Source organism: Halorubrum salinarum (assembly GCF_013267195.1).
In the GTDB taxonomy this organism is placed as follows: domain Archaea; phylum Halobacteriota; class Halobacteria; order Halobacteriales; family Haloferacaceae; genus Halorubrum; species Halorubrum salinarum.
In genome coordinates, this window is the sequence record NZ_CP053941.1 from 2,305,783 (window position 1) to 2,329,704 (window position 23,922).

Annotated in this window: 16 protein-coding genes; 9 read left to right on the forward strand and 7 right to left on the reverse strand. The window is 59.3% G+C overall.

Annotated features, from left to right (window positions below):
* Positions 1–57: 57 nt before the first annotated feature.
* The 6 genes from HPS36_RS11820 to HPS36_RS11845 form a co-directional block, all read right to left on the reverse strand.
* A complete protein-coding gene (locus tag HPS36_RS11820; RefSeq protein ID WP_173230290.1) occupies positions 58–5,166 on the reverse strand; it encodes a homing endonuclease associated repeat-containing protein in 5,109 nt (1,702 codons plus the stop codon).
* Positions 5,167–5,233: 67 nt separating this feature from the next.
* Positions 5,234–6,982, reverse strand: a complete 1,749-nt coding sequence (locus HPS36_RS11825) for a helix-hairpin-helix domain-containing protein (protein ID WP_173230291.1) — start codon at positions 6,980–6,982, stop codon at positions 5,234–5,236.
* A gap of 149 nt (positions 6,983–7,131) precedes the next feature.
* Complete coding sequence (locus HPS36_RS11830; protein WP_173230292.1) at positions 7,132–8,151, reverse strand: transcription initiation factor IIB family protein; 1,020 nt, start codon at positions 8,149–8,151, stop codon at positions 7,132–7,134.
* A 134-nt stretch (positions 8,152–8,285) separates the two neighbouring features.
* On the reverse strand, positions 8,286–9,524 hold the full coding sequence (locus tag HPS36_RS11835) for a hypothetical protein (RefSeq protein ID WP_173230293.1): 1,239 nt from the start codon (positions 9,522–9,524) through the stop codon (positions 8,286–8,288).
* A 62-nt stretch (positions 9,525–9,586) separates the two neighbouring features.
* Positions 9,587–10,057: a hypothetical protein gene (locus tag HPS36_RS11840; RefSeq protein WP_173230294.1), complete on the reverse strand. Its 471-nt coding sequence runs from the start codon at positions 10,055–10,057 to the stop codon at positions 9,587–9,589.
* 306 nt (positions 10,058–10,363) lie between these two features.
* Positions 10,364–11,326 carry a hypothetical protein gene (locus HPS36_RS11845; RefSeq protein ID WP_173230295.1) on the reverse strand — a complete coding sequence of 321 codons (963 nt, stop codon included), beginning with the start codon at positions 11,324–11,326 and terminating at the stop codon, positions 10,364–10,366.
* Positions 11,327–11,585: 259 nt separating this feature from the next.
* On the opposite strand from HPS36_RS11845, the gene HPS36_RS11850 reads away from it, so the two are divergent.
* The 7 genes from HPS36_RS11850 to HPS36_RS11880 all read left to right on the forward strand — a co-directional run bounded on the left by HPS36_RS11850 (position 11,586) and on the right by HPS36_RS11880 (position 20,559).
* Positions 11,586–12,992, forward strand: a complete 1,407-nt coding sequence (locus HPS36_RS11850; protein ID WP_235681703.1) for a metallophosphoesterase family protein — start codon at positions 11,586–11,588, stop codon at positions 12,990–12,992.
* Complete coding sequence (locus HPS36_RS11855; RefSeq protein WP_173230297.1) at positions 12,989–15,712, forward strand: AAA family ATPase; 2,724 nt, start codon at positions 12,989–12,991, stop codon at positions 15,710–15,712. The genes HPS36_RS11850 and HPS36_RS11855 overlap by 4 nt, the downstream gene beginning before the upstream one ends.
* On the forward strand, positions 15,712–16,941 hold the full coding sequence (locus HPS36_RS11860) for a DNA double-strand break repair nuclease NurA (protein WP_173230298.1): 1,230 nt from the start codon (positions 15,712–15,714) through the stop codon (positions 16,939–16,941). Before HPS36_RS11855 ends, HPS36_RS11860 begins: the two co-directional genes overlap by 1 nt.
* A gap of 106 nt (positions 16,942–17,047) precedes the next feature.
* Positions 17,048–17,659 carry a hypothetical protein gene (locus HPS36_RS11865; protein ID WP_235681704.1) on the forward strand — a complete coding sequence of 204 codons (612 nt, stop codon included), beginning with the start codon at positions 17,048–17,050 and terminating at the stop codon, positions 17,657–17,659.
* Positions 17,656–19,323, forward strand: coding sequence for an ATP-binding protein (locus HPS36_RS11870; RefSeq protein ID WP_173230300.1), 1,668 nt, complete (start codon positions 17,656–17,658; stop codon positions 19,321–19,323). Before HPS36_RS11865 ends, HPS36_RS11870 begins: the two co-directional genes overlap by 4 nt.
* A gap of 535 nt (positions 19,324–19,858) precedes the next feature.
* Positions 19,859–20,245, forward strand: a complete 387-nt coding sequence (locus tag HPS36_RS11875; protein WP_173230301.1) for a hypothetical protein — start codon at positions 19,859–19,861, stop codon at positions 20,243–20,245.
* Positions 20,245–20,559 (forward strand): hypothetical protein, encoded by a 315-nt coding sequence (locus tag HPS36_RS11880; protein ID WP_173230302.1) that lies wholly within the window; start codon positions 20,245–20,247, stop codon positions 20,557–20,559. The genes HPS36_RS11875 and HPS36_RS11880 overlap by 1 nt, the downstream gene beginning before the upstream one ends.
* A gap of 358 nt (positions 20,560–20,917) precedes the next feature.
* On the opposite strand, the gene HPS36_RS11885 is transcribed toward HPS36_RS11880, so the two are convergent.
* A complete protein-coding gene (locus HPS36_RS11885; RefSeq protein ID WP_173230303.1) occupies positions 20,918–22,159 on the reverse strand; it encodes a TM1812 family CRISPR-associated protein in 1,242 nt (413 codons plus the stop codon).
* Between the two features lie 122 nt (positions 22,160–22,281).
* Between HPS36_RS11885 and HPS36_RS11890 the strand changes: the two genes are divergently transcribed.
* Positions 22,282–23,481: a HEAT repeat domain-containing protein gene (locus HPS36_RS11890; RefSeq protein ID WP_173230304.1), complete on the forward strand. Its 1,200-nt coding sequence runs from the start codon at positions 22,282–22,284 to the stop codon at positions 23,479–23,481.
* A gap of 9 nt (positions 23,482–23,490) precedes the next feature.
* Positions 23,491–23,682 carry a hypothetical protein gene (locus tag HPS36_RS16880; RefSeq protein WP_235681757.1) on the forward strand — a complete coding sequence of 64 codons (192 nt, stop codon included), beginning with the start codon at positions 23,491–23,493 and terminating at the stop codon, positions 23,680–23,682.
* The last annotated feature ends 240 nt before the right edge of the window (positions 23,683–23,922 follow it).

Here is a 23,922-nt window from a genome sequence, read left to right on the forward strand (position 1 = left end):
AAGGGGGTTGTAACCGTTGTCAAACGTATATGCGAAGCCGTTCTGACGTTGGTGGTGTCACTCTGATCCAGAATCAGAAAGCTCGTCGAAATCATTCATAATATCGCTAATAATCCCTTTGTCGGAATTTGTTACAGTGTCGTCGTGATCACTAGCACCTTCCTGGTTTCCGCCTTCAGTGTCTAGCTCGGTCACTGTCGCATCCGTCGCTGTACTTGTCTCAGGATCTGTTTTAGCAGACTTACTTCGATCTGTGGTGTCTACTTCGGTCGATGAACGAGTGGCAGTGGCTTCCGTTTCATCGAATGCCTGCTCAATCGCGGCGGTGTACGTGCCGAAGTACGTGGCGTAGGTGGTGGCGGAGACGTGCCCGTGCTCGTTCATTTCGGTCGTGGTGGGCCGGTGTCCAAGTTTGTGGGCGATGCGGTGCAGGTCGTCGATGAGTCGGGCTTTGTTATCGATGCCGGCTGAGTCGAGTGCGTTCTGCCAAGATCCGAACACGCGCGTGACGTCATTCACGGAATACGCTGTGGTGTCGCTTACGTCACCCGCTTTCAACGGCCGGTCGATCGTCTCGCCGACGCGCTGTATCGCGTCGAGGAGATCGCCCCGGCTCGGGGTGCCGCTGCTGCTCGATTGACTTCTCCCACTGCTCGAAGCGCTTTTTGCGCCGCTCGTACTGGCGTCTCGGCTACGCTCGGAAGTCGAATTCGTGTCCGTGCCCGCTTGTGACGGCAGGTTAATATCCGGCGTGTTGCCCGCAGAGCCGGTGTCAGTTGGCGTGGCGTGGAAGTCTTTCGTGCTGCTGAGTTCGTGGCCGGTTCCGGTGCTTGTCTCCCAACTTTTGTGTCGGGCTTGCTCGATTGTGTAAGTGTCGCCGACGGTCCAGTCGAGTGAGAGGTCGTGCGTGCTCCAGATGTCGAGCGGGACTTCGGTGCCGTCTGTGAGTGCGACTTGTAGGCGGGCGTCGCGTTTCGAGCCGGGGTTTTGGTCGCGGTCGAGGACGGTGACGGTGAGTGTGTCGACGCGACCGTCGGGCAGGATGGGACCGTCCGTGTCCATTTTGGTATCGTCCGGTGTTGGGCGGTCGGCGTCAGGGTATGCAGGGAATTCGTCGAGGAGTTCGAAGGCCGTGTTGAGTGCGTCGGTGCTGGTGATAGCGACGGGGAGCGGCGTGTTCGATTTGGGTGTGACGGGGACGGCGTGGTCCCAGTCTTCGATTGCGTCGCCGAGTAAGTGCTGGATGCGGTCGTTGACGGCGGCGAATTCGACGTGGTGGAAGTCAGTGACGCGGTCGCCGTCGCCGTGCGCGTCGCGGTAGTCGTTGATGCTGAAGTCGTTCCGGTCGCGCTGTTGGGTTCCGTAGTTTGGTGCGCCGTCTGGCCCGTCCTCGCCCCAGTGATCGGCCACGGCTTCGGCCCATCGCTCCATTGGGGTGGTACCATCGGTGTCGAGTTTGTCCGCGAGTTCGGTTAACAGGTGCTGGAACCGATCGAACGCGACGTACAGTTCAGCAAGTTCGTTTGAAGGAATCTCAGCGGTGGTACTCGAATCGACTGACTGCGGTTGTTTCTCGGTCGTCGCCGTGGATGTCGTGTCTGTCGAGGTCTCGTCAGTTGAGACGGCTGCGTCGTCACCGGTCGCATCGGTGTCTGCCAATCCTGCTTCGACGAGTGCAGCGTCCACACTGCCGAATGCGTCATCGTACTCATCTGGGTGGTGACTGCCGACGGAGTACAGGAGCTTCCGGTCGATCGTATCCCACTCATCTGCGAGATCCTGTAGTTCACCGATGAGTTCGTTCTGCTTATCGGTCAGTGTCGATTGGGCTGCGATGACTGTCTTCACGGTGTCCGGGTCGGCGACGCCTGCTTCAACGAGTGCGGCGTCCAAACTCCCGAAGACCTCTTCGTACTCGTCCGGATGGTGACTGCCGACGGAGTACAGGAGCTTCCGGTTGATGTTATCCCAGTCAGTCGCCAACGCCTGTAGTTCACTGATGAGCTTGTCACGCGTGGAGGTCTCAGTGGGTGTGTCCGTAGCAGGTGCCTCAGTATCCGAGACAGTGGACGACGTACTCGTTGTCTCCGCCGGCTCGCTTGTATTTTGCGTGGTACTAGCCGAACCAGTTTTCGCGGAGTCAGTGTCAGTGTCGGGTGAAGATGGTGAGGACTGGTCTTGGTCGTGGACGCCGGCGGCGGCGATGGCAGCGTCAAAACTGCCGAAGTGCTCGCCGAGTGTGGCTGGGGTGTAGTGGCTGTGCGTGGTGATGTCACTTATTGTCGGCACGCCATCGACGGTGTCGGCGACGCGTTGTACGTCATCGATGACGCGTTGGTCCGGATCGATGTCGGCAGCGTGTAGCGCATCGGTCCACGATTCGAACACGTCCATGTAGCGTGCGGGTGCGTACCTGCTGTGCGTGTCCATGTCCTCAAGAGTCGGGTACCCGGCAAGGACGCCATCAACACGTTGAATTTCAGCACATAGTTCGTCCACGTCTGGTTGTACAGACTCAGCATGTTCGTCTTCGGAGTCGGTTTCGGTGTCATCAGAGTCACTGTCCTCGTCTGCGTGTGCGGTCAGGACAGTGTGCGTTGCGTCCGGAAGTGTGATTGTGACCGTGTTGTTCTCACTTGGAAGCTCGCTGGTTTGGTTCTGGTACCCAGCGCGAGACACGAACAGCGACCGGTCACTGCCAGACGTTGGCGGTGTGATGGTGACGGTGCCGTCCGCGTCGGTAATGCTCTCGGTGGAGTCAGTGGTTGTTTCGGCGATGACTACAGCGTTCCCGATCGGTGAGTCGTTCGTGTCGGTGACTGTGACGGTGATGTCCGTCGGAGTGGTGTCGCTCGTGTCCTCCGACTGGTCCGTGGATTTGGGTTGGGTGACGCTGTCGTGGACGGGCATCGCGCCGGGGGTGAGTGATTCGGGCTGCCAGTACGTCGTGAGTACGGGCTGGTCGCGCGTGTCGTCGAGTGTCAAGCTGATCTCGTCGATGAGTTCATCTAACAGGGTGCGGGCGACGTCGTCGTCGACCATGTCGCTCGTGTCGCGGTTGTCGGCGATGGTGGCGCGTGCGCCGGCGGTTTCGAGTTCGCAGAGGATGTGACTGGTGGTGTCGGTGACGGCGACGAACCCGGGGTGTTCGCGGAATCGGGACCCGAGTGCGCGGAATTCGGCGGCGCGGCGGAGGAGTCGCCGGCCGTCTTCGCCGGGGAGACGCGCGTCGGCCTCGCCGGGGATGGTGACGACGTGGTAGAAGTGCGCGTGCTTGTCGCCGGTCGGATTCCGGAGGATCCGGCCGATGCGTTGAATGAGTGACGCGTTCACCCCGCCTTTAGCGAGGTTCACGGCGATGCCGGCGTCGGGCAGGTCAACACCGACGCCGAGCACGTCACCGGGCCCGACGAGCACGCCGGCGTCCGCTTGTTTGAACGCCGCGATCGTGTCGTACGGCGCGGCTTCGTCCTTCGCCGGCGTGTACACGGTGTCCGCGTCGAACCAGTCCGCAAGATGTTCAGAGACAGCGTCGGCTTGCGCGTAACTCTGTACGAGGACGACGGCTTTCCGATCCGGAACGTGTTCGGTGAGGAGCTGCCGGATCGTGTTGTGCGGCGGGTTGAGTTGCCAGCGTTTCGGTCGGCGGGAGAACGCTGCGGTGGCGAACGTGTCGAACGATTCTGACTGATCGCGCGCGTCTTTCCCGTCTTTACTCTGCGCGAACGACCGGAGGTCCCGGAGCGTCTCGAACGTGTCCGGGACGGTCGCTGGGACGTCACCGGTGAGCTCTTGCGGTGTGAATTTGTGCGTGTCGGTGTCGTATGCCGGTGTGAGTGTGGTCGTCGAGTCGGCGACCCCGGAGAGCGTGTCTCCAGAGTTGCTTGCGGCGTAACACACGTCCCACCGGAAATCTGCGATGACGTTCTGCTCGCGGGCTTCGGTGATGCCGAACTCGATGCACTGTGCGAGGTTCGCTTCGAGCGCGTCTTTGACGCCGGAGTCACCGAGCCATTCGTCGTCTATCGACCCGGACATCGCTAGGACGCTGTCGGCGTTCGTCGTGAGGTCGTCGAACAGGTCGCGCCATCCGCGACTGTCGCGCCGCCCGCTGCTGTACCGGTGGGCTTCGTCCAGAATGACGAGGTCGTAGTGGAGCCCGGGGTCCGCTGCGAGGAGTTCCTGTGCGGTGCGGAATTCGATGTCGCCCCACGCGAGTTCGATGCGGCGGTCACCGTCGCTGTCTGTTTCGGTGCGGCTCCGCGGGATGTTCAGGTGTTCGTCGAATTCGCTTTGCCACTGTTCGAGGAGTAAATCCTGTCCGGCGACGATAAGCACGGTTGCGCGTCCGGTCGGTGACCGTGTTGCTGCCGGGATGTCAGCCGTATCGGTAGGGTGTAAGTCACCGAACAGGTGTGCGATGGCGGCGAGGCCGAGCACGGTTTTCCCGGTGGCGGTCGCCATGTTCACGTACCCGGTCGTCCCGTTGGCAACCCAGTTCGTGATGGCGCGTCGCTGATGATCCCACAGCGGCGTCACCATTTGCGGTCTATCGAGGTGTGTTAACAGGCTGTCCCCGCCGATGCTGTTTCCGGTGTCTGCGGTGATTGAGTCGATGAGAATCTCTGCGTAGTTCGTCACAGCCGGGTCGGAGAACAGTTGATACAGCAGGTCAGCGACGGCTTCCGGTTGCTGTAGCGGTTGGCGGGATAACGTCTCGTCGCCGTGTTGCGTGATGAGTTTCTCGATGAGCGCCTCGGTTGCGCGGTTGAGATCACCGATTTCGCTGTCGTCTAACCCGAGTTTCGTGAGTTCGACGCGCAGCTCGTTCAGTCGGAAGGCCAAATCCCCGATATCGCTTGCGTCGTGCTCGCTAATGAGCTGCGGCAGGTCTGACTGTGTCCCTGCAAGCGCTCGCAACCCGTCAACGTAGTGCGGGCCGCACGCGGTACCGAAGTCCATGCGGCCAATCGTCGCCCCCTGATCGAACGCCGAATCAGTGGTTCCGAGCGCGACCCCGTACGTGACATCGATCGCGGCCCGGTCGATTTGTGACGGCCAGTCGCCTTGCGTCAACGAGTCTTTGGCGAGCCGCGCGTCGTAGAACTGCTCGTCAAGATCCGTGTACGAAGTGCGATCATCGACCTGATTTTTGAACGGATCCATTATTCGGGGCGATAACTGCTTGTCCACTTGTCATCAACCAGTAAATAAAACAGTATCGGCGGTGCCGCTACCCGGCCGTCACGTCAGCGTCAGGTGCCGAATCGCGCTGCGTGACGGTCACGTCTGGTGTCGTGCTGACGGTTACGCCTGACTCACCGTTCACCGTCCACTGCTGGCCGCGCACCTTCTCGAACGCGTACCACGCGCCCGGTTCCCAGTTAAACTCACTGAGATGCCGGTTCCACACGTCGAGTTGCACTGACTCGCCGTCGCTCGTCTCCGCGCGGAACACGTGTCGGCGGCCGTCTTCCGTCAACTGTTCTCGAATCCGTAACACGACTGGGGCGGTGTGCTGTGGCGTCTCTTCGATACCGGCTGCGGTCCGCACAACTGAACGCGGCCCCTCCGTGTCACGCACTGCGTCGCTCGATCGTTCCGACGTTGTCGATTTCTTGTCTTCGCGGTCATCCGTTGCTGTCGCCGGTGAATCTACGGTATCACGGGTCTCCTCACTCGTTGATGACGCCGTTTCACTCCCCGGCTCAGTAGGTGTGTGCGACGGTGTGGACGCGGATTGCGCCGCGAGATGCTCGGCGACGGCTTCAAATTCAGTGACTTGCTCGCGCAGATGCGCGACGCGCCGCTCTAGTTCTGGCGCGGTGATGTCATCCGGAAGACGGTCGAGCGCGTTGTTCCCGTCGTCGACGATGGACTGGATGACGTCTTCAGCTTCCTGGAGTTCGGATGTCTCTTTGAGTGACGAAACTCGCTGTGTCAACGTGTCAATCGTCGCTTCCGCTTGCTGTACCTCCCGTTCATATTCAAGCCGGTCCGTGAGCGCCTCAACCGACGTAATCCGGCCGTCCAACGCCGCCTTCTCCTCCGTGAACCACTGTTCGTTCGCTGTCTCCCCTATTTGTCGAGCCGACCGATACACAGCATGTGCGTTCTCACACGCTTCCAGCCCCGCCTCGATTTCCCCGGTTTCGACTGCCTCCTGCGCGGCTGTGACGTGCTCGTCGCCATCAGTGACGAGCTCGTGATACTGCGCTTCGGCTTCCGTCGGAACCGCGTCTAACCGGTCTTCAACGTCGTTCACACGCAACCGCAAATCACGGTCACTTGATAGCGTGGTGAGCGCGTCTCGGGTCTGGCTTACCGCAGCACGCGTTGCTGGAATTCGTTCGTTTGCTTCGCTGACCTCGTCGGTTTCAACTAGTGTTTCGATCCGGTCGCACGTCAGCTCAAGCCCGGCTACTAACCGGGTTTTTTCACGGTCGGTATGTGCTGTCCCGGTGGATTCGTGAGCCGTTGTTTCGTCATTCGAATCTTCGCTTGGCGACGATGTAGTGCCATGCGTTTTCGGTGAATCTCCCTTGCGGTCTCCGTACCTCTCTGTAACCGTTGTTGTGAGTCTTGCAGCGAGCGCTGTTCCGATACCATCTACCTCCGTTAGTTCCGCTTTCGTTGCTGTGAGAATATCTTCAGCATCCTTGTACCCGGCATCGCGCAACGTATCTGCTTTGTGCTCGCCAACTCCGGGGAGCTCTTCGACGTTTGGTATCCCATCAGCGTCTGGAGTGTCGGATCCGTCACCGGTCGTTGACGTTCCGCTCTCAACGATATTGAGCGCAGTAACAAACAGGACTGTCGCTATCACAACCGATTGCCACACCGGAAGATCGAATGGCCAGGTTACGAACGATAACAACACGTCACCCCATCCTGACACGACCGGAAGAACAGTTGCTAAACTATCCAAGATCCAACCAATCGCAGCAACTCCCACGCCCGCAACGTAAATCACCGTACTCATACCTGCCCACACGGCGTTCCGGGTGAACAACGCAATTAGAAGCAACAGGATTGCTGCGGTTAGTAGCATACCCACCACTCACCCGTTATCATCGTGTTATTTCCAGTAGGTAGGGACATGTGTCTGTAGTACTGAATCTGACGAGACCGTTACTGTACATGAGTCGCTCGGAACTCATCTAACTCTGCCTGTGTAATGACAGACTGTAGACCAGAAGCACGAGATTTAATCGCATCTGAATCTTCGTCGATATGCTGTGACAGAGTTTTGAGCTTGACATCCCCGTCCGTGAGCTGAGATGCGCGGCGCAGTGCAGCTAATCCCCACAGTGTCGCGTCGGCGTCGACAGGGTACTGTTCGCTGCGTGCCTCCCGGATAAGGAGTTCAGCTAGTTCCCGCGTAGGATTGTCAACTCCGCTCGCATCTACAACGTGGTTGATGACGCCAACTGGGTCCGATGGGAGCGAATCTACCTGTCGCAGCTCCGCGCGCTGTTCCTGATACCGGTTTCTGATCGTTACTTCGGAGACGTTCGCTACACGGCTGAGTTCCTGTTGCGTTCGCTTCTCCCCGACGTCGAGACACGCGTTGTACACGGCGGCAGCGGCCCACCCGGACGGGCTTTTCCCGCTGGACAACCCGGACTCTTCGGTGATTTCGATGATTTCCCGTGCACGCTCGTTGACTGCGTCAGTCACGTCAAGCGCGTCGCAGTACCGGTCCACGTAGTGTTCGCTGCCAAAGAACGCAGACGGATCGAGTCCGACGGTACTCGCAATATCTTTCGAACGGCGAAGCAGTGCTTTCCGCGTGACAACGGTATCGTCAGCAGCGACGAAATCAGTCGGATCCAACGGGACTTCCGTGACTTTGACCGCGCAGTACAAGCACGAGGCGGCGACTAATTCGAGCGCGGTCCCGATGAGGTCTCCGCGCTGGTTACGGTACTGATCGCGCAGGGATTTCGCAAGATCGACGGCCGCCTCGGGAACATCTAACTCAGCCGCTAACTGGTTGATCCGGCCATCTACGATCGCTGTTTGCCGCTCAGCAGACACCGACTGTCCGAACGTGATGTTCTGTTCAATCTCTGCAGGTGATGTAGAATCGACGTCGCTGAGTACATCTGAGAGAATGTCGTCAATCTCTTCGATGAACTCCTCACTCATATCTGGTATACAAACTGACGCGAATCATAACGCTACCGGCTCACACCCATGTGCTGGTCATTGCCTTGATCAGATCTACCTCTGTAAGAATGAGTACTAACTGTTCTTTTCACACACAAAAGAGATTCAACGAGCTATTGTACACTTCTAATCGAGTGTTCTAACCGCCACGTGTCGCTCAACACAGCGTCCTTGTCGTCAGTGCCACCGGTGGTGAGGATTCCGAGGTGGTAGAGCTGGTATTTGAATTGGAAGTGGATGCCGGATTTGTAGATCGTTGGGTCTCCGAGGACGGACTGGTTAATATCGCCGTCTGCGGTGAGAACGTCGTCGCGGCGATGTTGGGTGAAGAACACTTCGACGGCAAGTGGCTGGTTGATGCGTGTGGCTTCGAGTGCGACGTCGGCGAGGGTCGCGTCCCGCGTCCCGTCTTGATGGAGGCGTTCGAGTGCGGTGGTGATGAGCTGCGTGGGTTCGTATTGGATGGCGACTGAACGGGCGAGCTGTGCCCATCGCGGAGCGAGCTCGGTGAATCTCTTTGACCGGCCGGTCCACGTGTCGAATTCGGCGAGTGCAGCGGTGATACTGCCGTGCTGATCGCGGGCGAAGCGGACGACTTCTGCGCCGAGGTGTGTGAGTGAGTCGCCGGTGGGTTGGTCGTCGACGAGATTCAACAGGATCGCGCCGCGCCGCCCACCAGAAATAGCGTTGATGACGTTGTCGGCGTACACGGTGTTAGTGTCGCCATCGGCTGCGAGTGCGAGCGCGTATCCGAGATAGTTTTTCGGGTGATTCACTGGAAAACTCCCGTCGGTGAGTCGGTGCGTGGTGGCTTGGAGTCGCACCGCGTCGATCGTCGTGGAGAACTCACCGGCACCAGTAACCCGGGCAGGCTCGACGACACGCGCAGAGTCAGTGTCTTCCACGGCGATGACGCCGACGTTGAGGTTCCTGGCTTGTGCGCGTGCCGCGTCAGTGATACTGGGGGCTGGTGCGGCGACGTACCCGAGGTTGACCTCTGGGAGATGGGCGTGTGCTTGCGTGATGCCCCGAGCGACGTCTGCGTCACCTGGGTTAGTGTTGTGGCCTTTCGCTTCTATCACCGTGACTGGCGTCGTGGCCGCGTCGCCGTTTAGGACATCGGTGGCTGGCATGCCAACGCCGAGTAAGTCGGGTTCTCCTGCGTGGAGTCGGAGCGTGTTGTACGGTGCGAGACGGTTCCGAATCGTGTCAGGGACGGTCCACCCACCCCATGTGGATTGCGTGAACTGTGTTTCCGTGACTGCGTACTGGTCCGGGGTCGTGTCTACGTCAGGGTACAGCGTCTCCTTCGCGGCAGCAAGCACAGTTGGTTCCGCAAGTGAGACAGCCATTGCTACATCTTCTCTTGGCTCACCAATATAACTGGAGGGTTAGGCGGTCAAGTGAGAACCTTCTAATCGTCGTCGGTTTCCGTTTCTTCCCGGCGCTCAGCCGCTAGTTCCAAGATCTCGTCGAATTCCTCTCGCAGCCAGGCTGTCTTCGGCATCTGTTCGTACTTTTTTACCTCGGCCAATAGTTCGTCGTCCCCTGTTTGTTTGGCTCTTTCACGAGCCGCTTCGAGATCTACATCGTCATAGAGTTTCATCACGCAGCTGCGAATTGCCTCTGGTGATCGGTCAAACCGCTCTGCGACAGGTGCCCACGCGCGGTCCAGTTGTGCCTGTTTTGAACTCCGCAACTGACCGTTCTCGTCCCGCTTCGGTGGACACCCCTTCAGCTCTCGGTACTCAAGAAGTAGATGCTGTCTGTACGTCGGGCCTATCTCACCTTTTGAGTGAAAATCTGAGTTAACCTCTCTCGCTGCGAGGTAAGTGTGCTTGTCAAGTGGCGTTTGCTTCCAGAGGACGTATTTTCCAAGTCCCATAATAGCCATATGGAGGGGATTGATAATAAATAAAAATTCCCGTGAAACGATTTACTGAACACTCTAAATACTGGGTCCTGACGGATTAAATCGTTCACCAGGAATATGGTTTTATATAGTAGAAAATACCCGGTTCAATCGCTTGTGGAATATCGAGATCTTGCGTTCCATTTGTCATGTGTTTTGATTATAAGTGAGACAGAGCGTTTGTTGAACCTCATCAAATCGTTACACTGGGCCTGCTTTCGCTTGATAGCCTGAACAAGGATATCGTGGTGGTTTTCTCGGCGTTGGATGGACGGATTGCTAGTCCATCCGTCCGAGGAGCCGACTCAGCAGGAGCGTACCTGTCTCGTTTAGATTAACGGTCTCAAAAACACCCTCAACTGGAATGAACGTGATATTCTCGTCCATCGTTGCTGGCCGAGAACTTGCTGGCGCAAACATGATTACCCGCGCTTCCTCATCGGTATAGTCACCTAGCTTTTCGATTTTGCGTTCTACCTTTTCAGTCCCTCCTTGCGTGACTTGCGCCCATACGAGGTCGTCACCACTCGCTCCGATAATATCCACGTCCGAAGTGGTCCCTCCAATTCCAGCAGTTCGATGGTATGAGTCGTCAACAATACGTAGGTACTCTTCACAGACAATTTCTAACTGGTCGGTAGTGAGAGATCCGACATCATACGGTGGTAACTCGCCACGAATTATCGCACGCAACTGATCCTCTCCTCCGTCCCAATCACAAATCGACCAGAAGGGAGGCCTCACTCCGTTATCGAAAAGCAGAGGCTGTTCCTGTCTTGTGACGGTGACGCAGTCTTTCACCTGTACGGCTTTATGAACAGTACATTCCTTCGGCAGGCCTTCAGGGTATTCTATACTACTGCCTGGTTCGACACTCTCGGATCGGAGTATGTCATCTTCGTGAATGAATAGAATATTGATTTCGGATCCCGGTGGAATAACGCCGACCAGCATCTTGTTTTTGTGGACGCTCCTGTATGCTGCTCCAACGATTGCGCCCCCTGAGGCAACATCGTTTAGTTTCCCGATCTCAGTCGCTCCGCGGTCTTGGTAATCATCTGGATTTGCGCTCGGGGTGTCCCCCCAGTTAATCGCAATCTGTTCGCTGTCCCAGAGCGACTGAACCCCGCTACCAAGCTTGTGCCTTGCGAATATGGTCGGTAACGACGTCGTATCTATTTCCGACAACATGTCTTTCGATATAGAATTCCAAATTACAAATAATCCGATGCTTAGTTTCAATAAAATATAGTTTGAATATTCTATTGCGATTCTCTAGGGCTGATTGGTTCTGCTATATGATCGACACACCGACCGGGTAAGGAATTCTGACGAGGTTACATCGCAACTACAGGGGCAAACAGTTCTGTTGAATCGTAATCAGACTGGACGGGAGACTGGATTGAAAGTCTAGTGTGGAGGAATTGTGGGGGCTCAACTCTACTCTTCGTTTTACTTTCACCCCGCTGAGTGTAGGTTTATTACCCCGCCGGTAAGTGATATGTGTGTGACGCGATTCCTCCATTTGGCGGATATTCATCTCGGTCGGCAGCAGTACGGCGTACCGCAGCGAGCGACTGATGCGAAACTCTCGTTCCAGCACGCGCTGTCGCAAGTTTCGGCTGAGGATGCCGACGCAATACTACTCCCGGGCGACTTGTTCGACAGTCGGGACGTGCGGCCGGAGACGCTCGCCTCGGTAGAAGACGTGCTCGCGGACGTCGAGGTGCCGGTGATCGTGAGTCCGGGGAATCACGATCAGAACATGAGTCGCCGACGGGATTTGACGTGGCTACAGTATCTGAATAACAAGGGACTGATCACGTTGTTGTCGGCTGATTTCGCTGATGACCGCGCGTCGTTCGCTCCGACTGACGTGGAGTCTTCGCGGGAGGGTGGCGGCGGGTACGTTGATTTGGAGACGGACGAGGGGACGGTTCGCGTGTTCGGTGTTCAGTACCGGGGTGCGTACATGGAACGCCAGATCTCGGCCGTCGTGGACGGGATCGAAGCCGTGAACGCGGCTGAAGGGGAGCCGGCGGCGACGGTGGTGTTGGCGCATTTCGGTGTGGATGATGCGGTGCCGGATCTGGGTGCGACGGTGTCGGTCGCGTCGTTGACGCCGCTGATGGACGCGGTGGATTACGTGGCGCTCGGCCACATTCACAAGCGGTACGAGGTGGAGAACGTGTACAATCCGGGGAGCTTGGAAGCGTTCTCGGTACAGGAGGGGCGGTGGGACGACGCGCACGGGTACTACGTTGTGGATGCGGCCGACTGGTCGGCGGATCACCGCGTGTCGAAGCGACGGCCGTACGTGACGGTCGAGTTCGACGTGTCGGGGTACCGGACGTTCGACGATCTCCGCGCAGCGTTCGAGGACGCGGTGCGTGACGAACAAGGCAGGGTTGAGCGCGTGTGTGGTAAGGTGGAGTTCCAGGCGGGTGACGGGTCGCGTCGTGATCCGATTGTGAACCTGCGGTTGACGGGGACGCTGTTGCTCGATCACGTCGCGTTCGACGTCGATGCGTTACGAGACATCGCAGAGGAGACGCTGGAGGCGTTGTACGTACAGCCGACGGATAACACGGAGCGGAAAGCGATTCAGGAGCTGCTCGGGGATATCGATCGTGACGAGGCGTTCGCGGCTGACGGGACGGTGAACACGGACGCGTTACAGGAACGCGTGTTCACGACGCTCGCTGAGGAGTCGCGGTACAGTACCGCCGCAGACGACGTTGCGTCGACGCTTGACGAACTGGAGGGACTCGTCACTGAGGACGGTGCCGGTGTCGGTGAGGCGGCGTCGTACTTGCGAGAGCGCCGTCGGGAATTGTTCCCGGACGGCGTCGGCGAGCCAGGAGAAACGAACGAAGCGGCCGCCGCTGAAGGAGGTGAGGCGGAGTGACGGTCGTTATCGAGTCGGTGACGTTAGAGGATTTCAAGAGTTACGCGGACCGGACGACGATCGAGCTCGGCGACGGCGTCACGGCGATCGTCGGGGAGAACGGGTCGGGGAAAAGCACGGTACAGGAAGCAATCGGGTTCGCGTTATTCGACACGCACCCGTTCGACAATCAAGACCGCCTCGTGCGAGATGGCGAGAATTCCGGGCACGTCGAAGTGACGTTCCGGGTCGTCGAGACGGGTGAGGTGTACACAGTGCGGCGCTGGGCCGGGCGGTACAAGTTCGACGTGCTCGATGCGAACGGGGACGCGCTCGGACTGGACACCGGGTCGGCGATCAAAGAGTGGGTCGCGGAGAAAATCGGCGTAGACGACGCGGACGACCTATCGGAAGTGTGGGAGCGGAGCGTCGGGGTGCCGCAGACGAATTTCCTCGCGGACTTCACGCAAAGCGAGAAGGAGCGCGTGGACACGTTCGACCCGTTGTTCGACATCGAGCGGTACCGGGAGGCGTACAAGTCGCTGAGTGGCCTACAGAGCGAATTCGATGAGGAGATCAGCGAGAAAAGCGAGGAGGTCAGTGAACTCCGTGGCGAACTGAATGACTTGCCGGCCGTCGAATCGGAGGTCGAGGGGTTAGAAGACGAACTGCGAGAGTACGAAGCAGACATTGCGACGATTGAACACCGTGTGGCGGTGTTACAGTCGAACCGTGCGGCGCTTGAGGAGGTCGAGTCCGCGCTTGATGAGAAGCGAAGCGAGTTGGAATCACTTGAGGAGACCAAGATCCCTGCCGCAGAGCAGCAACTCGAACAAGCCGAGGAGACGCTGGAGGACGCCGAAGCCGCAGTCGAGACGTTGTCCAACGTTGAAGATGAGTACGAGGCACACCGCGAGGCGGAGAGCGAGCGCGAACGGTTGGAAGAGGAAATCGAAGAGCGTGATGAGTTAGTCGGTGAGCGTGACGAGATTCAGGGGGAGATCGACCGGAAGCGGGCCGAGGCTGAGCAGAAAAAAGAGGACGTTGAGACCGCGACCAAGGCCGAACAGCGGCTCGAAGAGCTTGAGTCTGATGTCGAGGAGTATCGAGAGTTAGAGGAGGAGGTCTCGGATCTTGAGGATGACGTCGAACGGATCGCTGCGATCGACGAAGAGATTAGCCAGCACGAAGCCGAGATATCGGACTTGGGAGACGAAATATCGGACCTGGAGGACGAAATCGAGGCGGCTGAAGCGCAGCGCGATGAAGCCGAGGAACTCGATACGCTGCGTGAGGAGCAGCGTGAGTTGTCCGTTGAGCGGGAGTCGCTGGAAAACGAAGTGGAGGAGTTGGAAGCGCAAAACGAGGAGCTAAACGATATCGACGTTGGCGATGCGTCGGATGTGCCGTGCCCGACGTGCGATCGACCGATCACGGCGGAGCACCGTGATTCGGTGATGGAGGAGAACACGGCGCGGATCGAGGAAATCGAGTCGTCGGAATTCCCGGAGATTGACGCTCGGCTTGATGAGCTTAGCGGCGAGATCGATGACGCGGAGGCCGCGGCCGATGCGGTGTCTGAAATTCCTGGGTACGAATCCGAGATTGCCGACTTGGAGGAGGAGATCGCCAGCATCGAATCGACGATCGAGGAGCTGCGGAGCGAGCGGTCCGACCTCGAAGCACGTACAGAGGATCTCCCTGAGAAACAGCGTCGTCTCGAAGAGCTCGACGGTGTCAAGGAGGAGTATACGAGGGCCAAGACTCGGTACGAGGATAACAAGTCCGCCGAGTCAGAGTTGGAATGTATTCAGGACCGTATTGAGAAGTTAGAAACTGAAGTCGCGGAGCTTGATGAGGAGATCGCGTCGTACGGCGATCTTGATTCGGAGCTTGAGGCGGTGAAGGAGACGTTAGCAGAGACGAGAGAGGGATATGAAACATACCTCGCTAAAGAGGATGAGGCGAAGAAACGCGACGAGAGAGCGGAAGCGGTAGAGGAAGCGCGCTCCGAGTTAGAGAGCCTTCAATCGAGAGCAGAGGATGTCCGGGATGAAATCAATGAGTTGGACTCGGAGTTCGATGAGGAGCGATTAGGGGCGTTGGAGAGCGATATTGACGCGTTCGAAACGGAGAAAGATCGCCTGTCAGGCAAGCGAGAAACCGTTGAAGAGAATCTGAGTGGCAAGCAGAGCAAGCTGGATGACTTGTACGAGAAACAGTCGGAAAAAGAAGCGCTCGAAGCGGAGATCACTGAGTTAGAGCGCGACAAGCGGTTCGCTGGGTGGTCGCGGAATACGTTACAGCAGGGGGCGGCGGACCTTCGTGAGTTGATCACGACGGAGATCGGGCACCGAGCGAACGAGGTGTTTCAGCAGCTCCGCGGGAATCCGACGGAGACGCTGGTGTGGGATAAGACGTACAATCTCCGTGTCCGCGTGAAGGGGCAGGACAAGCCGTTCGATTCGCTGTCCGGCGGGGAGAAGATGGCGGCGGCGCTCGCGGTCCGGTTGGCGATTCTTGAACGGTTGGCGAGCGTCGGGATGGCGTTCCTTGACGAGCCGACGGCGAACCTGGACACGGAGAAGAAGCAGAACCTCGTGAATCAGTTGGAGTCGCTGGAGGGGCTCGGGCAGTTGACTGTGGTGAGTCACGACCGGACGTTCGAGGCGATGACTGAGCGCGCGGTCGTGCTCGAAAAAGACGAGACCGATGAGGTCACGCGGGTGGTGTCTCAGTAATGCCGTTGTACCCTGAACGCGTCGCCGAGCAACTGGAAGCGAACAAGGCGGAGATCCACCGGTTCACCCACGACGACACGCGCGTCGTCGAAGTGTACCGTGATCGGCTCCGCGACGCGGTGACGGAGTCGCAGGCGGCGGTTCGTGACGCGGTCGGTGATGACCGCGATTCGTACCCGGGTGCGGTCCCGACGCGCGAGTGGGATGCGGTGTCGGGCCCGGTCGTGCCGTTCGATGCGTCGGTGCCGTGGGATAATCACGAGGCGGTGAACGAGTTCGCGGCGGACGTGTTGGCCGGCGTGTCAACGGTGGCGGCGGACGGGTCGGAGATCGGGCCGACGCGCGAGTTCACCGTCCCGCTCGGCCTGGTGCAGACCGCGTGGTGTCGGAACGGGCACTCACCGTCCCGCGATTACGAGGAGGACGTCTCAACGCGGCTACTCGTCCCCGCGGACCTGACGGAGGACCGTGATGACGGGCGGCGGTACGTGGACGGGCAGGCACCGGCGCACGAACGGTACCGCGAGGAGGCGCGGACGATCATCGACTGCATCGAGCGGTTCACGGACGTGACGCCGCCGCCGGTCGTGTTGTACGACGGGCCGCTCGTCCCGTCGTTCGCCAACACGTTCGCGCCGGATGTCCGCGACGAGTATTACCGTGAGCCGATGGCGATGGTGTTGGCGGCGTCGGAACACCACGGCGTCCCGGTCGTCGGGTACACGGCCGGGAGCGGCAGCACGAACCTGGCGAAACTGCTGCGCCGGCGGTACCCGGACGTGCTGGGTGACCGGCCGTTTGTCGCGGACTCCCGGATCCTGGATCCGTTCATCGACCACTGGGGCGACCGGTCGCAGTTATTCAGTAACCGGCAGGACGGCGCGGTTGACGCGTTGACGACGCAGTACCGCGGCGAAGAGTACGCGTTCTGGGACGACGTGTTGTTCGCGTACCTCAACGTCCCCGGCGGAGACGCTCTCGATCGCGTCGAGCTTCCGGGGTGGGTGCTTCAGGACGACCGGGCGGAGTACGTGTTCGACGTCGTGCGGGCGGAAGCCGGGGTCGGCCGCGGGTACCCGGAGATACTTCAGCAGGCGGACGCCAACGCGGTGCTTGACACCGGGGCAAAAAACCGGTTCCTGGCGCTCGTACAGGAGTTCGCCGACGAACACGACTTACCGATCGAGTGGGACGCGAAAGCCCTCTCGAAGGAACGTCGCCGCCGATAACACGATCACACAACTCATGACACAACAACCGAACGCGGACGATTCGACGCCGGCGATCGCAGCGAGCGACACGGCGTTAGGCAGCATCGTACACTCCAACACGCAGATGGATTACGTCGCGCAGGCGTTCCGAGATGGCGAGCGGGAGGACCCGCCGTCACGCGACGAGTACGAGTTCGGCCAGCCCGTGTACGCCACGGAAACCGTTCGCGGCACTCCGCACGCCGTGGTAGGTGTCGTGTACGACACGCGGCTCGTGGACCCCGATCAGGGACGGGACGGCCCGCGGCTTTCCGCTCCGGATCAGGAGATGTTCGTCCCGGGGTACGTGAACGAGAAGCAGACAATGCTCGGGATCGCGCTCCTCGGCACGGCCGAACTGGATGCCGACCCGCACCAGCACTCGAACGGCGAGGCGGACGGCGATCCGCAGTCGTTCACCGCAGTGTCGCAGTCGATGCCGCGGTGGACGCTGGACATCGACGACTTCGTGTACGCGCTCTCGGACGACGGGTTCCGGCAATTCCACACGCACGACGGGACACTGAAGCTAGAGTACTACGAGCGACTGATCGCCACGGCCGATCAGTTCGGCCCGGAAGTCGCGTTAGCCATCGTGGACCGGTTACGGCGGCTCACGGACGCCGACGCCGTGTTAGATGTCGTCGAGAAGAAAGTCCGCTGGCAATCCAGCGAGAGCCGCGGGGTGCTTCGATGACGAGCGACGAACACGGCCTCCCGAGTCCGCCGGCGACGCGCGACGTGTCAGCGCTCACCGGGACGCCTGTCGGGACGGTCGCGTGCCCCGGAGACGACCCGTCGGAGTTCGAGTTCATCGCACCCGGCGACAAGGGGCTTCGCACCGGAGAATTCGTCGCGTACAACGCGACGGTCGCCGGCGAGCAGGAAGCGATCCTCGCTCGGGTGACGAACACGGCACAGGAACGCGGGTTACCGGGCGAGTTCCTGGCGAACCCGAATGTGGATCCGGATGAGGTCGCCGGTGCCCTCGGTGTCCCGACGGAGGACACGGAACTCAGCCGGTTCACGGCGCGAACGATCGGGTACTTCGACGAGCAGATATCGACGTTCACGAACCCGCGTATCCAACCGCAGCCGGGGACGCGACTCCAGCTCGCTGCCGACGCGTACTTGGAGGCCGTGCTGCCGAGCGCGGACTGGGACTCCGGAAGCGGCACGGCGCACCTCGGATGGCTGTTGAATCGACCGCATGGGGCCGCGAACGTACACATCCCGATCGATAAGTTCGCGGCGACGCACCTGGCGATCCTCGCATCGACCGGGAGCGGAAAATCCTACACGGCGAGCGTCCTGATCGAGGAGATGATGCGGCCGGCGTCGCGCGCCGCGATGCTGGTGTTCGACCCGCACGCGGAGTACGACACGCTCCCGGAGATGCGGCGCGACGAACACAGCCACGTGTTCGAAGGCGACGACGGGTACCGGCCCGAGGTGGAGATCGTCACACCCGACGAGATCACGATCCCGATTCCGGACCTCACGTACAGCGACTTGCTCGCGTTGCTCGACGGGCCGAGCGACCGGATGCGGTACGTGCTCAACGAAGCCTGGCGAGACCTGACCGACGAGAGCAACCACATCACGCCGCAAGACATCATCAACAAATGCGAGGACATCGAGGGAGAGCGCAGCGGGACGGTCGATGCGCTCGCGTGGCGGTTGAACAAGTCTTTGAACCGCGACTTGTTCGTCCCGGCAGCGCGCGACGAACTCACGGACCTCGTCGCCCCTGGGCAAGTCACGGTTCTCAAACTCAATCGACTGTCGCAGTCCGACCAGCAGATGCTTGCCGCGGCGTTGCTCCGGAAACTGTACGAGGCACGGGAAGCCGCGACGCGCGGTGAGGACGACGCGATCGACCACCCCGTTTTCTCGCTGTTCGAGGAGGGCCACCGGTTCGCCCCCGACGGGGACGCTCGGAGTCTCGGGATCCTCCGCCGGATCCTCTCGGAAGGCCGGAAGTTCGGGTTCGGAGTCGGTATCATCAGTCAACGCCCGTCGAAAATCGACCCGGACGTGTTGTCACAGTGCGGCACGCAGATCATCATGCAGATACAGAACCCGAACGACCAGCAGGCGATCCGCACGTCTGTCGAGAGCGCCGGCGAAGACGTACTCGATGAACTCCCCGGACTCACGCCCGGGCAAGCCGTCGTGGCAGGGGACGCGATGAACACGCCCGTCCTAATGAACGTCCGGGAACGCCACACCGAACACGGTGCCGATAGCCCCGAAGCGACAAAGGAGTGGAAAACGGCGCACGACCGACTCGAAAACGAACCAGCGGGTGTGACGGACGCATATGACGACGATGGCGATGTCGACGAAACTCCGCTGTAACCACCTGTACAGAATTTGATGGTGACCGTTTCACGCAGTTCCTCCGTAGTCGGGGCCTCCTTGCGGTAGGGCCGCTTCAGCTCCCTGTAGTAAGGCCCCTTTCAACCCCCCTTGTAGAGGCCCCTTCGACCCTCTTGCGGCAGGACCCCCTTTGCCCCCTTACAGCAGGAACCCCATCTATGATCACGCGCGTCAAAACGCGCGCCAATCGCGCCCGCGTGCGCCATCAACGCGCGGGCGCGGTTACCACGCGCGTGAATTCACGCGCGTCAATTATGCGCTAGCGCCCCCGGGGCCGAGCGCGGCCGGGGGCACACAGCCGAGCGTGCCTGCACCCGGCCGCTCAGACGCCCACATGTGCGCATCTGCGCTGCGTATGCGCTCATATGCGCACATACGTCCGCGAAATACGGAAATAAGTAAAAGTATCGCAGAAAATTATTTATTATATCCCCGAATCTGTAGTTCTGTGCTTCCCCCGGCTTGGAAGTCACTGAGGAACCGCCTGCCAACCGCCAGCCGAACACGACAACACATGTCCGTCACACCGCACCCGACGACGCACCGGCCGCTCACGACCACCCACGCCACGCTGCGCCTCGATGAACGTTCCCCCGAGACCAGCCACTCCGTTCAGAAGCTCTGGAACGAGGGGATCACCGCAGAGCTCCCGGACAAGGATTTTGACGGCGCTCGGTACTACCCGCCTGCCGGCGTCGTTACCTGTCGAACTGGCAACGCTATCGTGACCGTCCTTAACGCGGCGGCAACCCGTGTCCGAACGCCTGACGCGGTCCAGTGCCCAGAGTGTGAGGAACCACACGAGGCTGCGCTGATGGACGCCTGCCCGTGGTGTGGCGTAGAGACGCCCGAGGGCCGAACGACTGGCACGATTACCGTGCGGTACACGGAGGACCGATAATGGCTGTTCGAGAGGGGCTCACCCAACTCACCGACCTGAGTGGATCCGGTGATAACGTGCTGGTGAAGGCGCTTGTCACGCACATCCAAGATCTTGACAGTCACAAGCCGTACCAGAAGGGATTGCTACGTGATCGGTCGATGAGCGACGATGAGGTCCGGCCGTTCGTGGTGTACGACGAAGACCTGCGTTTAGACAAGGGGAAGGTGTACGTCCTCAACGGCACTGATTACGAGTATACAAAGACAGGAGAGATTCAAGTCGTGCTTGGGGAGGACGCGTACTGCGAAGAGATTACAGACACGACAGAGTAGCGCACCCAAGACGCACTGAACGGCGCACAGTCAATTCGTGCGCTCGTTCAAATGGTTTCGAGAGATATCCCCCGCAATGTAGATCAAAACTACTCTCTCGGCGCGTCTCGGATTTTATTGTAACCGCGTTTTTCATACTCGAGATACTGTATGTCCAACGACGATCGTTGGTCTGTCGTTACTGACAGCATCCGAGGCCGCGGCATCGGAGTTGGAGCCCGGCGTCCCGTACGAGATGACGAGCTCGTTCAAACGAAGTAGGAGGCACTAACCCGACCTGCTGTGCTCAGGAACCGTCTCTGACGACTCCGGTAAGCTTCTTTGTCTAACCTGTCGATGAGTCGGTGAGGGCTCTCAATTACGAGGTGTCTATTAGTTCGGCGATTTCGTTCCAGAATTGGTCATCGTCTAGTCGGTCGCACACGGTTTCGAGCACTGGCTTGACCGTCGCACCTGTTGGTGTGTTGTCCGGGTCGAATCCGGCGTGAGCGTGTGCGTTGCGGTAGCTGGAGAGTTCTTCCCAGACCTGTAGTGCCTCTGTGTCGGGCGCACTGCTGGCTTGGTATTGTTTGGCTGTCTCAGTGAGGGTTTTCCGCGTGGTGTGACGAGTGTCAGGTTCCAGCCAGTCGTGCGAGTTTCTGCCGGAGGTGAAGAGGAGTCGGGTGATGAATAGCTCGCGGGCGCATTCAAGCGCAATCCACTCTCGGCCGGTGTCAACGTAAAACCGGACGAGCGCTTGTTGGCGCCGTAATTCTCCTGGTGTGAGTTCGATGTCTGTCTTCGCCGCTACGTCGTCCTGCTCGATCATGAATCGTTCGAGTTGGTTCGATAGTGGTGTGAGGAAGGCCCCTTCCGGGCCGATGAAATCGCGGTCGTCGAGCTCATCGATGATCTCAACTGCGTCGCGTGCTGCGATGCCGGTCTCTAGTGGGAGTCCCGCGTCGAGGTATGATGTGACGCTGTTGAGCGCTTTTGAGAGTCGGAGTAGTTCGGGGTGGGTGTCGCCTCGCCGGTAGACTCGGTCTCTCTTCGATGTGAGGAGTTGTTGTAGCGGGCCGAGCGTCCCCTGCGTTCTGAAACTTCGGAGTGCGTGGTGCCACTCCAGTAACGCGGCGAGATACGACAAGTCGAATATCTGCGCGTTCCCACCGTGACCGGCGTCTTCAGCGTAGTAGATGTTCTCCAAGTCAATTACGTCGAGCGCGTCGAGGTGGACGGCTGTCGTGTAGAACCCGAGCTGAAGCGACCTGTGTGCGTGCGTGATGTCGAGCACGACGGAGTCTGCTCCGGACCGGGTCAGGGATGCGCCGACGCGGTCAAGGATCTGATCGACATCTGTACGGCCCTCAACGAGCGGGACTTCCACTGTCTGAACGGCGATGTTCTGTGTAGCACACGCGTCACGGATCTGGTCGAGGTACGCGGTTTCGTCGCGTATTGTCGCTGTGTGAGCAAGGAGTACCGTGTCAATTTCAAGCAAATCTGTCAACGCGATCGGCGAGATCGATGCGCGTGTCTCACCATGGTTCTCTAAGCCGAAGGTGGTCTGCTCGTATGGACCAACGCCAACAGTTGAAAGAAGGAGTCGGTCGCCTGTCATAGGATCCCATTATGCTTATAGAAAATGAATTTACTCATGAACGACTAGTTGTTGGTATGCGTAGTGCGCCGCGGGTGCGAACGCGAGGGAACCGAGCGCGGGTGTGAAGCGAGGGTGAACGAATGAAAGATCCATTGGCGGATGCGACGCCAGAGGTGGGGTATCAGACAGTTGAGTGGGATCTGCTGAAACCGCCTGACGAGCGGGTGATGCCGCTGACGCACACGAACCGGTTGAAACTGTCTGAAATGTCAGTTCGGCCAGATGGGGATCTGACCGAGTACAGTCTCGTTGACCGGGCAGGGAACACGTACACGAAGTCGGATTTTGACCGGATTCCTGAGACACCTGATCCAGAGCGGCTCGATGAGGTGTTGACAGCGATTGAGTCGTCAACGGGAAAGCCACACCGATTGGCGCTCGCGCATCTCGCTGAGATAGCAGCAGAAGCGCCGGCTGCGTGTACTGCGGCTGTCGAACCGATGGTGGGCCTACTGGGTCACAGTCCGCCCGCGGTCCAGGGTGAGGCGCTCAACGTGCTCACAATGGTTTGTGAGTCCGACCCGGAACTCACTCGATCAGGGGTTGATCCGGCCGTGACGCTACTTGATTCCGCTACACATCCGTTGCTGCGGAGTGAAGCAGTACAGTTCCTCGCTACGTTCGCTGCGCACGATCCGACTGCTGTAACGAGTGCTGTACCGGACCTCGCCGCACTTCTCCGGGATGAGTCCACGGACGCGGACGTCGTCGCAAGCATCCTGGCTGCGGTTGTGCGAGCCCAGCCTGACGCGTTAGTGGATGTCGTGCCGAAATTGGAGTTGTTCCTAGAGACCGAACCAGAGCGCGCGCACACCCGGGTACTCACGGTGATCGGGCTGCTCAGCAAGGAGCAACCGGAGATGACTGTCGAAGCGGTGCCGACCGCTGGCGAGTTGTTGTCAGCTGAGGAGATGCCGCTGCGATCGAATGCGGCTGGAGTGCTCGCTGATATCGCTGGTGAATACCCTACGAAGGTGAAACCGTGGGTTCCAGAGGCGATTGAGCTGATGGATGATTCCGATGAACAGGTGCGACACAACGCGACCGCGATTCTGGCTCGTGTCGCCGCTGAGCACCCTGACGCCGTGCGCCCAGCTGAAGAGCAACTGCTCGCTGTACTTGATGATGACCCGGCCAATACGCGGTTTAACGCGTGCTGGGCGCTTAACCACATTAACGCGAAGCACGCCGTAGACACGTTACGCGAAATCGCAGCGAAAGACCCCGACGCCGACGTCAGATCAGTCGCCCAACTAGCCCTGGATAATCTCGAAGACTGAACTGCTAGACTGACTACTTACAATCACGAAAAAAGCGATAAGTATGTTTATCTCAATGAGCACGTCGGTGACGAGAAGAACCCGGTAAATCGGAGCGACGCAGTTCGTGCCTTAGTCCGTGAAACGCTAGACTCGCTGGATGTGATCGATGGAAGGCACGGGCGAGTTGAGACGGCAGAGGTGTATCTCGGTAGCCTGTAGTACTGGATCGGGACGAGTCATCGCTGGTGGGAGATGACCTGTACGGTGGTACTGTCCGCCTAGCGAGGACGTCAACTTGGACGCTAAATCTCGGGAACGTCGGAGATTACGACATTGACGATTTATTGAATTTGTTGGATTTGGCGGTCCAGTTTGTCTATTCGATCGATATGAGATTCTGGAGTACGTAGATGAGGTCGGGTTAGATATCGAAATGGGTCCTGTCGGTGAGTTTTCTAT

Excerpts from the sequence above, each read along its gene's own strand:
- HPS36_RS11890 (WP_173230304.1), top strand. The coding sequence starts at position 22,282 with ATGAAAGATCCATTGGCGGATGCGACGCCAGAGGTGGGGTATCAGACA.
- HPS36_RS11870 (WP_173230300.1), top strand. The coding sequence starts at position 17,656 with ATGACGAGCGACGAACACGGCCTCCCGAGTCCGCCGGCGACGCGCGAC.
- HPS36_RS11885 (WP_173230303.1), bottom strand. The coding sequence starts at position 22,159 with ATGACAGGCGACCGACTCCTTCTTTCAACTGTTGGCGTTGGTCCATAC.
- HPS36_RS11850 (WP_235681703.1), top strand. The coding sequence starts at position 11,586 with ATGTGTGTGACGCGATTCCTCCATTTGGCGGATATTCATCTCGGTCGG.
- HPS36_RS11880 (WP_173230302.1), top strand. The coding sequence starts at position 20,245 with ATGGCTGTTCGAGAGGGGCTCACCCAACTCACCGACCTGAGTGGATCC.
- HPS36_RS11875 (WP_173230301.1), top strand. The coding sequence starts at position 19,859 with ATGTCCGTCACACCGCACCCGACGACGCACCGGCCGCTCACGACCACC.
- HPS36_RS11825 (WP_173230291.1), bottom strand. The coding sequence starts at position 6,982 with ATGAGTACGGTGATTTACGTTGCGGGCGTGGGAGTTGCTGCGATTGGT.
- HPS36_RS11840 (WP_173230294.1), bottom strand. The coding sequence starts at position 10,057 with ATGGGACTTGGAAAATACGTCCTCTGGAAGCAAACGCCACTTGACAAG.
- HPS36_RS11830 (WP_173230292.1), bottom strand. The coding sequence starts at position 8,151 with ATGAGTGAGGAGTTCATCGAAGAGATTGACGACATTCTCTCAGATGTA.
- HPS36_RS11860 (WP_173230298.1), top strand. The coding sequence starts at position 15,712 with ATGCCGTTGTACCCTGAACGCGTCGCCGAGCAACTGGAAGCGAACAAG.
- HPS36_RS11835 (WP_173230293.1), bottom strand. The coding sequence starts at position 9,524 with ATGGCTGTCTCACTTGCGGAACCAACTGTGCTTGCTGCCGCGAAGGAG.
- HPS36_RS11820 (WP_173230290.1), bottom strand. The coding sequence starts at position 5,166 with ATGGATCCGTTCAAAAATCAGGTCGATGATCGCACTTCGTACACGGAT.
- HPS36_RS11865 (WP_235681704.1), top strand. The coding sequence starts at position 17,048 with ATGGATTACGTCGCGCAGGCGTTCCGAGATGGCGAGCGGGAGGACCCG.